Raw genomic sequence first — 13,064 nt, 5'->3', positions numbered from 1 at the left:
TCGTAAGAATGAACGAAGAACAAGAATTAGAACAGGCAACTATTGTCACTCCTGGTCAACTGTTAAAACAAGCGCGTGAGGCGATGCAGCTCAGTACCGCACAGGTCGCGCTGCGTTTAAATCTGCGTGAGCATATTATCGATGATATCGAAGCAGACATTTATGATGGTAAAATTTCTCTGACCTTTACTAAGGGATATCTGAAAACCTACGCCAAATTGGTAAAAGTACCCGAAGTCGAAGTTCTGGATGCCTTTGAGCAGGTTAATCGTGCCAGTAAAGAGCCGGCTAAATTACAAAGCTTTTCACGCCGGGTTGCGCGTCAGGCCAGCGATGATCGCCTGATGCTGGTGACATATGCGATTGTTATTATTCTGGTGGCGTTGTCGGTGATGTGGTGGTTCCAGCAATCAGATGATGTGGCGCCAGCTAAATTAAACGCTACCAGCTCAAATGTGACTACCAAAGCAGAGGAAAAAACGGCTGAAGACAGTGGCAGTGCAACCCAGCCACAAGCAATAGAGCAACAGCAGACGCTGTCTGAACAAGACCCTCAAACTGAGGCCGATAGTGTGGCTGAATTGCAAGATAGTGATCAGCCTGTTGCTGATAACACGACTGCTGACACACAAGTGCCGTCAGAAGATAACTCAGGTATAGAAGAAACAGATGTGGCCAGCGTAGTTGAGCAAAATGAACAAAATATCGTAGCTGATGATTCTGTAGAACAAGCAGAAGAACAACCACGAGTACAACATTTTACAGCCACTGAAGCGCATGATTTTGCTGATCCGGTACAACTTGTTTTTGAATTCTCACAGGATTGCTGGATCAATATCGTCGATGCCACAGGTGAGGCCATTGCCTATGGAATCAAAGTTCAAGGACGTGTTATGCCGGTTAGTGGTATTCCGCCGTTTGAAGTGACTGTCGGTATTCCTGAAGCGGTTAAAATTTCCTATGCGGGTGAAGAAGTGGATCTCTCCCGCTTCCCTAAAAATCGTACCGCGCGCTTTAACTTACCGTTAGAGGATTAATCATGTTTGCTGAATCCCCGATAAAAAGGCGCAAGTCGACCCGCATTAATGTGGGTAAAGTGCCGATTGGTGACGGTGCACCTATCGCCGTGCAGTCGATGACCAATACACCCACTACTGATGTTGAAGCAACGGTTAATCAAATTAAACGTATTCAGGCTGTAGGTGGTGAAATTGTTCGGGTATCGGTTCCAACCATGGATGCGGCCGAAGCCTTTAAGTTAATCCGCCAGCAGGTGGATATTCCACTGATTGCCGATATTCATTTTGATTATCGTATCGCACTTAAGGTGGCTGAATACGGCGTGGATTGTTTGCGTATTAATCCTGGTAATATCGGTAATGAAGAACGCATTCGTTCAGTAGTGGACTGTGCACGCGATAAAAATATTCCAATACGTATTGGGGTAAATGGCGGTTCACTAGAACGTGATTTGCAGGAAAAATATGGTGAACCTACACCTGAGGCCTTGCTTGAATCAGCCATGCGCCACGTGGATATTCTCGACAGACTGAATTTTGACCAGTTTAAAGTCAGTGTAAAAGCATCTGATGTGTTCTTAGCTGTTGGTGCATATCGTTTACTGGCCAAAGAAATTGACCAGCCACTGCATTTGGGTATTACTGAAGCCGGTGGTTTGCGTGCCGGTGCCGTGAAAAGTTCTGTGGGTTTAGGCATGTTACTGGCTGAAGGTATCGGTGATACCTTGCGTATTTCATTAGCAGCCGATCCGGTGGAAGAAATTAAAGTCGGGTTTGATATTTTAAAATCACTGCGCATTCGCTCACGTGGCATTAATTTTATTGCTTGTCCAAGTTGTTCACGTCAGGAATTTGATGTGATCAATACCGTTAATCAGTTAGAGCAACGTCTGGAAGATGTATTAACGCCAATGGATGTGTCGATTATTGGTTGCGTGGTCAATGGTCCGGGAGAAGCCGAAGTGTCGGATTTAGGTTTAACCGGGGCGCGTAATATGAGTGGATATTATGTGGATGGTAAACGTCAGAAAGAACGTTTAGCCAACGATGATTTGGTGGATCAGCTGGAAAAACGAATTCGTGCCAAAGCCAGTTTGTTGGACGAATCACGCCGAATTTCAATCAACACCATAGATCAATAGCCAACCAAGCCCAAAGCACCTATAATGCCGGGCTTTACAATTTCAGAGATAGGTCGTAGTGAGTAAGCAAATTCAGGCAATCCGCGGTATGAACGATTGTCTGCCATCACAAAGTGGATTGTGGCAATACCTGGAAAACCACCTCAGACACCTGATGAGCCAATATGGTTATCAGGAAATCCGTATGCCAATTGTAGAGAGCACAGATTTATTCAAACGCTCTATTGGTGAAGTCACGGATATCGTTGAAAAAGAAATGTATACCTTTGACGATCGCAATGGCGATAGTCTGACGCTGCGCCCGGAAGGCACCGCCTGTTGCGTGCGAGCTGGTAATCAGCATGGTTTATTGTATAACCAGCAGCAGCGCTTGTGGTACATGGGACCTATGTTCCGTCACGAACGACCTCAAAAAGGCCGTTATCGCCAGTTCCACCAGTTTGGTGTGGAAGTGTTTGGTTTAAACGGCCCGGATATTGACGCAGAAATCATATTGCTGACCGCGCGTTTGTGGAAGCAGTTAGGTTTAAGCGACCATGTTATTCTGGAGCTTAACTCACTGGGCTCAAACGAAGCTCGCGCGCGTTACAAAGACGCGCTTGTTGAGTATTTACAAGCACGGGAAGATAAACTGGATGATGATTGTAAGCGTCGTATGACCAGCAATCCATTGCGTGTACTTGACAGCAAGAACCCGGATGTACAAGCGGCAATTACCGATGCGCCAAGCTTACTGGATTATCTGGATGACGAATCTGCACAACATTTTTCAGGTTTGTGTGAACGTTTGGACAACCTGGGTATCAAATACCGGGTTAATTCAAGATTGGTGCGTGGTTTAGATTATTACAATCGCACTGTCTTTGAATGGGTCACCGATAGTTTGGGTGCTCAGGGCACAGTTTGTGCGGGTGGTCGTTACGATGGTCTGGTAGAGCAGTTAGGCGGTAAAGCCACGCCGGCAGTGGGTTTTGCCATGGGGCTGGAGCGTTTAGTGTTAATGCTGGAAGCCCTGGAGCTGACCTCAGCTGTACCTAAACCGGTAGATATTTATATTACGGCAATGGGTGAAAGCGCCGAGTTATTTGCTGTTAATGTGGCAGAGCAATTACGTGATCAATTGCCGCATTTGCGTGTATTAAGCCACTGCGGTGGTGGTAACTTTAAAAAACAAATGAAACGTGCTGATGCCAGTGGTGCTGATATCGCATTACTGATTGGTGAAAGTGAAGCCGACAGTCAGCAGGTTACTGTTAAATATTTACGTGAAGAACAAGCACAAATCAGTATGACAACAGCACAACTGATTGAAATGCTGAAGACGAAGAAGTAGAGGATAAAATGGAATCATTTAGCACCGAAGAACAACAAGTAGAAGCGATCAAACGATTCTGGAAAGAAAACGGTACCGCCATTATTTTAGGTGCTGTGATTGGTCTGGGCGGACTTTGGGGATGGCGTTATTACACCGAAACGCAAATTGCAGAGCGTGAACAAGCGTCCACTCAGTATGAACAATTGGTCAGCGCTCTTGGTGCAGACGAAAAGGGTTTTAGTGCTGCTGCTGATTACATTAAAAATAATCCTGAAAACAGTTATGCAATGATGACAGCCTTACAACTGGCTAAATCAGCAGTAGACAGTAAAGATTTTGCCGAAGCGCAAAAACAACTTAGCTGGGCTGCTGAGCATGCTGATGATAACGCGATTAAATCACTGGTTCAGTTACGTTTAGCACGTATCCAGCTGGCACAGGAAAAAGCCGACGATGCGATCAAAACCTTGTCAGGCATTAACATGGACGCCTATAGCGCTTCAGTTGAAGAGATCAAAGGTGATGCTTATTCACAGTTGGGCCAATATGAGCAAGCGCGTCAGGCTTATGTGGCTTCGCTGGATAAAAATGCCAATAACCCCTTGCTGCAATTAAAGCTGGATAATCTGGCCGCACTTGAAAGCAAATAAGGGGATGCAGGTGAAAAGAGCTCTGTTAGCACTGACCTTTATCGCAACCTTAGGAGGCTGTACCACAGTCTCTAACTGGTTTGCTGATGAAGATGAAATTAAAATCCGTGAATTAAAGCCAATTAATGCTGTTTTCCAGCCTAATGTTGTCTGGCAACATGAAGTCGGTGACGGTGTGGATGATTTTTTCTCTCGTCTGGAACCGGCTATTGGATACGATAAAATTTTTGCAGCAGATCGCCATGGTCTGGTCAGAGCCTTTGAACTGCAATCTGGTAAACCGCTATGGAAAACCAATTTATCTGAGTTTAAAGATGACGGCATGTTATCTGGCATCACTAACATGTGGAAAGAGGGCGAATCAGCGCGTATTTCCGGTGGTTTGGTAGTGGCTTATGACAAGCTTTATTTCGGTACTGAAAACGGGACAGTCTTTGCACTTGATCAACAAACCGGTGAGACCAAATGGAAAGTGCATGTTCACGGAGAAGTGATTGCTCCACCAGCGGTAGATGAAGGCATAGTCGCAGTAAATACATCGTCAGGTGTGATGTTTGCTCTGGATGCCGAGAATGGCGAAGAAAAATGGCGTTATGAATCAGAAGTACCTGCATTGTCGCTGCGTGGCGTTTCCACACCAACATTAGCTGGTGGTGGCGTACTGGTGGGGACTGCCATGGGGAAACTGGCGGTGGTTTTGTCTGAAAATGGTCAGGTTGCATGGGAACAGGCTGTGGCGTCTCCAACCGGTTTCACCGAACTGGATCGTCTGGCTGACATCGATGTCGAACCATTAGTCATGGGTGGTATTGCCTATATCGTTTCTTATGATGGCACTTTGGCAGCAGTAGAGTTGCGCAGTGGCCGTGTAATCTGGAAACGTGAATACAAATCATATCGTAATTTAAGCATTGAAGGTAATAACCTGTTTGTTACCGATAATGATAGTGTGATTTATGCTCTGGATCGTCGTAGCGGAGTGGAGCGCTGGAGTAACAGTGCGTTACGTTCTCGCTTGGTGACTGGCGCTGCCCCTGTTGGATCTTATGTGGTCGTTGGCGATAAATTCGGATTTTTGCATTGGATGAATCAGTCGGATGGTGAAATTATTGCCCGTGCCAATATTGGTGGAGATGACGAAGATGAAGGCATATATACCACGCCGATAGTAGAGGGGCGCACGGTTTATACTCAAACCCGCAGTGGTGAATTATTTGCGGTTGAAACTCCTTAAGCCTTCTATTGAAAACTAAGTTAAAATAACGGCTCGAATTCATCGGGCCGTTTTTATTTTTGGAAAAACACTATGTTACCTGTTGTTGCCCTGGTTGGGCGCCCAAATGTCGGTAAATCGACACTGTTTAACCGTTTAACCCGCAGTCGTGATGCGTTAGTGGCGGACTTTCCCGGACTAACCCGTGACCGTAAATACGGTCAGGCCAAATATGAGGGGCTGCAGTTTATTCTGGTTGATACTGGTGGTATCAGCGGTGATGAACAGGGCATTGATGCTGAAATGGCGGAACAATCTTTGTTGGCCATTGACGAAGCAAACGTGGTGTTGTTTCTGGTTGATGCGCGTGCTGGTGTCACCTCTGCTGATATTGGCATTGCTAATCATCTGCGCAAACAGAACAAAAAAGTGTATCTGGTGGCAAATAAGGTTGATGGTATTGACGGTGACAGCGAAAGCGCCGAATTTTATTCGCTGGCACTGGGTGATGTACTGCAAATTGCAGCAGCCCATGGTCGTGGTGTACAGCAGTTATTAAACACCACTCTTGAGCCTCTGGCAGAAGCATTCCCTGATATGTATGTTCAGGATGATAAGGACACAGAACAGGAAGAAAAAGACGCTGAACAAATGCTGGCCGAGCTGCAGGCTTCCCCGATTAAACTGGCGATTGTAGGTAAACCTAACGTAGGTAAATCCACCTTAACTAACCGGATTTTGGGTGAGGAAAGGGTGGTGGTATTTGACCAGCCTGGCACCACACGTGACAGTGTCTTTATCCCGATGCAGCGTGATGAGCGGGATTACATTCTTATCGATACAGCGGGTGTGCGCCGTCGTCGTAATATAAACGAAGCCGTAGAAAAATTTTCCATCATTAAAACCTTGCAAGCGATTGAAGAAGCTAACGTCGTATTACTGGTTATCGATGCACGTGAAGGTATTACCGATCAGGATCTCAGCTTGCTGGGATTTGTATTAAATGCTGGCCGTTCAATTGTTCTCGCGGTTAACAAGTGGGATGGTTTGAAGCAGGACGCCAAAGATAATATCAAACGCGAACTGGACAGACGTTTAGGTTTCATCGATTTTGCCCGTTTGCACTTTATTTCAGCCCTGCACGGTACAGGTGTGGGTCATTTGTTTGAATCGGTACAGGAAGCCTACGCCAGCGCAACAAATCGCGTAGGTACATCCATGCTGACCCGTATTATGGATATGGCACAGCAGGATCATCAGCCACCTATGGTACGTGGCCGTCGGGTTAAAATGAAATATGCGCATGCTGGTGGTTACAATCCTCCTGTGATTGTCATTCATGGAAATCAGGTAAAAGATTTATCTGATTCTTATAAGCGTTATCTGATGAACTATTATCGTCAGTCACTTAAAATTATGGGCACACCGATCAAAATTGAATTTCGCGAAGGTTCAAACCCATTTGAGAGGAAAAAGAACGAGCTTACGCTGGCGCAACAGCGCAAACGCCGTCGCCTGATGAGTTATCACAAACGTAAGTAACCCTCTGTAAAAACGTCATTTTTTATATTAACTGCCAGTGTAATTTGCACTGGCAGTTTACCCCGCTAACGACTTCAACTAAGATTTCTGCAGATTTATCGAAAGGAAGAGCCTATGCGCATTCTGATTAGTTTATGTATGCTGCTGAGTGTCAGCGCGATTGCGGCACCTGATTACACCCTGTACTTCAGTCGTCATGCTGAGCAGACCTCGTCCGGAGATTTATCTGCCACAGGCATGCAGCGGGCAAAAAATCTGGCAGCGTTTCTTAAAGATAAAAACATTCAGGCTGTTTACTGCACTTATCTTAAAAATACCGAGCAAACCGCCAAGCCCACCGCCAACCAGCAAGATTTACCCATCATAGTGTATGAAAATTCCGAGTTGCCGGACTTAGCGGCCATGCTGAATGAGAAAGAACAAAACGCGCTGATTATTGGTAATATGCAAACCATTCCATTGCTGGTTCATCTAACCGGAGGTGATGCACAGAGTATTGATGCTAATCGTTTTGGTGACGTGTTCACTGTGGAGTTTGCTCAAGAGACACCACACACCAGACTGGTCGATATTGCACCACAAAAAAATGTGGTGGCACAACCTCTGCCGCTTGATCCATCATCACTAAAAACCGAACGTCAGCGCTATGCGATTTATATTGATGGTAAAGAAGCGGGTTATGAAATCCGTGAAATGATTAAAACGCCGCAGCGACTGGAAGTGACACATCTTACGTTACTGCCACAAAACGATATTAACCGCATTGTTAAGGTGCGGGCCGATGCCGATAGTTTAAAACCACTGAGTGTCAGAATGTCTGGCACAGTGAACAAAGCAATGGATGTTAAAGTCACATTTGCCGACAACCATGTTGTGGGTTATTCAGATATGTCGCGTCGCGCCTATAAAGAACAGGGGCATATTAGTATTGATCGCTGGTTACCGGCGCACAGTTATGCACGTGAGATGATTTTAAATATATTGCCCAATCTGCAATACACCAGCAAACCCAGTTATTTCAACTGGTTCAACCCACAGGATAATGAAGTTAAGTTTATTTCTGTTACTAAAACGGGCGAGGCACAAGTGTCTGTTCCTGCCGGCAATTTTTTAACGGATGTGGTTGATGTTGAAGGTGGTGCACCGTCATTGCGCTATTTCATTGCTAAGGATGGTGAAGGTGTAGTGAAAATAGAAATTCCTGCCTGGAACTGGATATACGAAAAAATCCCAACAGTATGATAAAAAAGCCGGTGTTAAACCGGCTTTTTTGTGTGTGTCTAATTTATTTTATTGGATTTGCTGCCACGCCTTCATGAGTCAACTTAACTGGTTTAATTAAGCCGTTTTCATCAAAGTACATATGTTCGATGGCCGTTTCTCTTGAATTACGATCGGTTTCATCCAGCGGACGGCGGTGGTAGACAATATAGTACTCGTCCTTATTAGGTACTTTTATCACCGAATGATGACCCGCACCGCGCGCAATTTGATCGTCCTGCTTTAATATTTTCCCAATGCGCTTCCATGGTCCCATAGGTGAGTCTGCGATGGCATAGGCCACGCTATAGTCCGGACCGGTCCAGCCACCTTCTGACCACATAAAATAGTATTTACCGTTGCGGATAAACATAAATGGGCCTTCCACATAACCTTCAGGAGTCATTTCCTTGAAGGTTTCACCATCTGCAAAAGGAATAAATCCACTAAAGTCATCTTTGAGTTTGGCTATATTGCAGTGGCGCCAGCCACCATAGATCAAATAAACCTGACCATCCTGGTCACGAAAGGCAAACTGATCAATAGGCTGCGCACCGTTATGAAACTGATCAATTAACGGTTTGCCTAAATAATCTTTAAACGGACCTTGTGGCTGGTCTGCCACAGCCACACCAATTCCACCGTGTTCTTGATTACTTTGAATATCATTAGCGCCAAAAAAGAAAAAATATTGATTGTTGTGTTTGATGATCGAAGGTGCCCACATGGCACGTTTGGCCCAGGTAATCTGCTTGTTGGTTAATATTCGACTGTGTTTGGTCCAGTGCACTAAGTCCGGGGAGGAGAAAGCATCAAAAAAAATCTGTTGGTCGTAAGGAGCCGAGTAGGTGGGATATATCCAGTACTGATTATCAAAAACAATGCCTTCCGGATCTGCGTACCAGCCGTCAAATACCGGATTTTTAGCCTGAACAGTCGCCGCGACTATCAGTGTGCTGAGCATTAAAATTGGTTTAATCATTTTTTTGTGCCTGTTGGTTACTTTTAATCTACTTTAGTCATTTCCTTTTACCGGTTTCTATAACAGCCTGTTTAATATCTGTAAGCCATTGTTCAATACCTTTGACTAATATTTGACTGGCTAGGGGCTGTTGATCTTATTAGTGAGTAATTTAGCTAGGTTTTTCAATAATATGCTAAATTAATAATTGTCATTTTTTTGCAATATTTGGCTTATTGTCATTAAAAAGACACAGACTTTTGTCAGACTGTTGAACCTGTGTAACCCTTTGTCGCTAATGGTAATCGAATGACCCAGCAGGAATCGCCTTATTTTCCTCTTGAACTGAGCTGGCTGGCTTTTAACCAGCGAGTACTTCAGGAAGCAAACGACGTTAATAACCCCATTGTTGAACGTATCCGTTTTTTAGGAATTTATTCCAATAATCTGGATGAATTTTATCGGGTGCGTTTTGCAGAGGTAAAACGTAAGTTTCTGATCCAGACTAACCGTGATGAGCATGAAGAGGCGGCTAAAACCAAACAGCTGATGAATCAGATCCAGCAAAAAGTAATGGATCTGACCAAGGAATTCGATCGCATATACAAAGAGGTGATCGCCAAGCTAAAACGCTACAACATTGTACTGGTGAATCACACTGAGCTGAGTGATTTTCATAAGGAATGGCTGAGGGATTATTTTAAAAACAAAATACTACGTCATATTTCACCCGTGCTGATTCAGCGCAAAGTGGATCTGGCTAAACGCATTAATGGCGCAAGCACCTATTTGTTTGTGGCGATTAACCGTAAAAAGCGGGTAACACGCTATGCTTCTATCGAAGTACCCACACAGGCTGTTTCACGTTTTATTGTGTTGCCGCCGGAACAGAGTAAAAAACGTAAACATATCATTCTGCTGGATGACATCATCAAACTTTGTCTTGAAGATATCCTAAGGGGCTTTGTGCCTTTTGATAGCCTTGAAGCTTATTCCTTTAAAATGACCCGCGACTCTGAGTATTCAATTAATGATGAAATTGATGAGAGTTTCGTGGAAAAAATGTCGGACAGTATGAAGCAGCGGTTAAGCGCAGAACCTGTGCGGGTGAATTACGACGCCACTATGCCTTTGGAAATGCTGACATATTTACGCAAGTGCCTGAATATCGGCTCAACAGAAGGGCTGATAGGTGGCGGGCCATATCGTAATTTCAAAGACTTTATTGGTTTTCCCAATATAGGTCGTGATTATCTGGTTAACCCTAAATTGCCTGCGATCAGCAGCAAGGACTTTAGCAAATTTGATACTGTGTTTGATGCCATAAGTCATCGCGATATTTTACTGCATTATCCTTACCATCGTTTTTTACACTTTACCGAATTTGTGCGTCAGGCCTCATTTGACCCCAGCGTACGCCATATCCGTTTGAATATTTACCGGGTTGCCAATAAGTCGCGCATTATCGATTCGTTAATTGACGCGGTAGACAACGGCAAAACCGTGACTGTTATTGTGGAATTACGTGCTCGATTTGATGAACAAAACAACATTGAATGGTCAAAAACCATGACAGACGCCGGTATTCGCGTGGTGTTGGGGATCCCTTCATTAAAAGTGCATTGCAAACTGTGTGTGGTAACCCGTGAAGAAAAAGGGCAGTTAGTTAACTACGCCCATTTTGGTACCGGTAACTTTAACGAAAAAACTGCCAAAATTTATACCGATTACAGCCTGTTTACCCGCAATCAGGAACTGGCACAGGAAGCGATAAACGTGTTTGATTTTATTCAGGCGCCATATCGTCAGCACAAGTTTAAACACTTGCAGGTTTCACCACTTAATACCCGAGCTAAATTGCTGTCGCTCATTCGGGAAGAGATTCAAAACTGCCGCGAGGGTAAGTTCTCGCAGATTATTTTAAAAGTGAATAATCTGGTGGATCAGGAATTAATCGACGAATTGTATAAAGCGGGTCAGGCCGGGGTAAAAGTAAAAGCCATAGTGCGTGGCATGTGTTCATTGCTGCCGGGGGTTAAAGGTTTAAGTGACAATATCAGTATTACCAGCGTGGTGGATCGCTTCCTTGAACATCCACGGCTGATGGTGTTTGAAAATGGTGGCGATCATAAAGTATTTATTTCTTCTGCGGACTGGATGACTCGTAATATGGATAACCGGGTTGAAGTGGGGTGTCCTGTGTATGATACCAACCTTAAGATGCGTTTATTACATATGCTGGATATTCAATTACGTGATACCACCAAAGCACGTGTCATTGATAAGGAGCAGTCTAACCGCTATGTTGTTCGTGGAAATCGTCGTAAGATACGTTCTCAGTATGAAATTTACGATTATCTGAAATCCCTCGAACAGGAGTAGTATGCCCAGTCCGCACACCACCTTTAACGATATTGATGCCCGTGAAGCGGTTAAAGTGGCCGCTCTGGATTTAGGGTCAAACAGCTTCCATCTGGTGGTGGCGCGCATCGTCGCTGACTCAGTGCAGATTCTGCATACCATCAAACAAAAGGTGCGTCTGGCCGAAGGATTGGACGACGACAATTATTTATCAGAAGACGCGATTAATCGTGGGTTAGACACCTTGTCGTTAATGGCGCAAAGCCTGCAGGGGTTTCACCCGGAATATGTGCGCATTGTTGCAACCCATACCCTGCGTAAAGCCAAAAACGCCAAAACCTTTATTAAAGCCGCGCGTAAAATTATGCCGTATCCGGTTGAAGTGATTGCTGGTGTGGAAGAGGCACGTTTAATTTATGCAGGCGTAGCCCATACTAACTATCAAACCGGCAATCAGTTGGTGGTAGACATAGGTGGCGGTTCTACTGAATGTATTATTGGGCAGGGCTTTGATCCCATTTTATTGCGCAGTGTGCAAATGGGTTGTGTCAGTTATACCCAAAAGTTTTTCAGCAACGGTGAGATTACCCCCAAACAATTTAAAAAGGCGGTCACTGCGGCACAGCAGGAACTGGAACTGCTGGATAAAAAGTATCGTCATACTGGCTGGCAAAGCTGTATTGGCACATCCGGCACTATTCGCACCATTTTGGATGTGGCATCAGCTCTGGCTGACAATCCAAATAAGCTGACCATTACACTTGATGATCTGCAGGCGATAGCCGAGGTTTGTTTTAAAGCTGAGCGTATTGAAAAAATTAAATTATCCGGTTTGAGTGATGACAGACAACCGGTGTTTGTTGCTGGTTTAGCCGTATTAACGGCAGTATTTAAAAGTCTTAAAATCGATGAAATGGCTTATTCCACCAGTGCTCTGCGTGAAGGGGTTATTTATGAGATGGAAGATAGCCTGCAACGGGTTGACATCCGTCAGCGCACTGCGGAAAGTCTCGCTACCCGTTATGATGTGGATATTGAACAGGCCAAACGCGTACTGGCTACCACGCTCCGGCTTTATGATGCTTGTCACAAAGCCTGGGGCTTAAAAGGCGCAGAGTTAAAAAGCATGTTGTCGTGGGCGGCGTTGTTGCACGAAGTGGGATTGCAAATTAATTCGCGCGCAGTACAACGTCACTCCGCTTATATTATTTCTGAAGTGGAATTACCTGGCTTTAACCAGGAACAGCAACTGTTATTAGCGCTGTTGGTGGGCTTACATCGCAAAAAAATCCGCAAAAGTGATCTTATTGAGTTAGACCAGTATGATGCCGAGCAGGTGAATAAACTGATTTGTTTATTACGCTTGGGGGTATTGCTCAATATCGCCAGACAAGATGACTATCTGGCAGATTTTACAATCGATGCCGGTAAAAATAGCCTGCAGCTTACTTTTCCCGAAAACTGGCTGGAAGAGCAACAACCTTTGCTGGCAGCTGATTTAGCCCGTGAGTCTGACCTTATTCGCCCGCTGGAGCTGAGTTTAACCGTTCAGTAATCCTGCGGTCATGTCTTTGTAACCATTTCTCCTATACAGTTTTGAG

Annotated in this window: 10 protein-coding genes; 9 read left to right on the top strand and 1 reads right to left on the bottom strand. The window is 44.8% G+C overall.

What is annotated here, in order from left to right:
• Window positions 1-8 precede the first annotated feature (8 nt).
• The 7 genes from rodZ to H8B19_RS10075 all read left to right on the top strand — a co-directional run bounded on the left by rodZ (window position 9) and on the right by H8B19_RS10075 (window position 8,123).
• Window positions 9-1,037, top strand: a complete 1,029-nt coding sequence (gene rodZ, locus H8B19_RS10105) for a cytoskeleton protein RodZ (protein ID WP_186506751.1) — start codon at window positions 9-11, stop codon at window positions 1,035-1,037.
• A gap of 2 nt (window positions 1,038-1,039) precedes the next feature.
• Window positions 1,040-2,161, top strand: a complete 1,122-nt coding sequence (gene ispG / locus H8B19_RS10100; protein WP_186506749.1) for a flavodoxin-dependent (E)-4-hydroxy-3-methylbut-2-enyl-diphosphate synthase — start codon at window positions 1,040-1,042, stop codon at window positions 2,159-2,161.
• Window positions 2,162-2,219: 58 nt separating this feature from the next.
• Window positions 2,220-3,494: a histidine--tRNA ligase gene (gene hisS, locus H8B19_RS10095; RefSeq protein WP_186506747.1), complete on the top strand. Its 1,275-nt coding sequence runs from the start codon at window positions 2,220-2,222 to the stop codon at window positions 3,492-3,494.
• Window positions 3,495-3,502: 8 nt separating this feature from the next.
• Complete coding sequence (locus tag H8B19_RS10090) at window positions 3,503-4,126, top strand: YfgM family protein (RefSeq protein WP_186506745.1); 624 nt, start codon at window positions 3,503-3,505, stop codon at window positions 4,124-4,126.
• A gap of 10 nt (window positions 4,127-4,136) precedes the next feature.
• Window positions 4,137-5,360, top strand: a complete 1,224-nt coding sequence (bamB, locus tag H8B19_RS10085; RefSeq protein ID WP_186506743.1) for an outer membrane protein assembly factor BamB — start codon at window positions 4,137-4,139, stop codon at window positions 5,358-5,360.
• 72 nt (window positions 5,361-5,432) lie between these two features.
• The gene (der, locus tag H8B19_RS10080) at window positions 5,433-6,881 is read left to right on the top strand and encodes a ribosome biogenesis GTPase Der (protein ID WP_186506741.1); all 1,449 of its coding nucleotides are present in this window, start codon (window positions 5,433-5,435) and stop codon (window positions 6,879-6,881) included.
• 114 nt (window positions 6,882-6,995) lie between these two features.
• A complete protein-coding gene (locus H8B19_RS10075; protein WP_186506739.1) occupies window positions 6,996-8,123 on the top strand; it encodes a phosphoglycerate mutase family protein in 1,128 nt (375 codons plus the stop codon).
• Window positions 8,124-8,166: 43 nt separating this feature from the next.
• Here the strand turns inward: H8B19_RS10075 and H8B19_RS10070 are convergent, their stop codons facing one another.
• Window positions 8,167-9,123 carry a glycoside hydrolase family 43 protein gene (locus tag H8B19_RS10070; RefSeq protein ID WP_186506737.1) on the bottom strand — a complete coding sequence of 319 codons (957 nt, stop codon included), beginning with the start codon at window positions 9,121-9,123 and terminating at the stop codon, window positions 8,167-8,169.
• Between the two features lie 288 nt (window positions 9,124-9,411).
• On the opposite strand from H8B19_RS10070, the gene ppk1 reads away from it, so the two are divergent.
• The gene (ppk1, locus tag H8B19_RS10065) at window positions 9,412-11,484 is read left to right on the top strand and encodes a polyphosphate kinase 1 (protein ID WP_186506735.1); all 2,073 of its coding nucleotides are present in this window, start codon (window positions 9,412-9,414) and stop codon (window positions 11,482-11,484) included.
• Between the two features lies 1 nt (window position 11,485).
• Window positions 11,486-13,018, top strand: coding sequence for an exopolyphosphatase (gene ppx / locus H8B19_RS10060; RefSeq protein WP_186506726.1), 1,533 nt, complete (start codon window positions 11,486-11,488; stop codon window positions 13,016-13,018).
• Window positions 13,019-13,064: the final 46 nt, after the last annotated feature.

The sequence above is a fragment of the Neptunicella marina genome (genome assembly GCF_014270035.1).
Lineage (GTDB): Bacteria > Pseudomonadota > Gammaproteobacteria > Enterobacterales > Alteromonadaceae > Neptunicella > Neptunicella marina.
The sequence above is the reverse complement of the archived record's forward strand: the minus strand, read 5'-3'. Positions and strand labels throughout refer to the sequence as shown.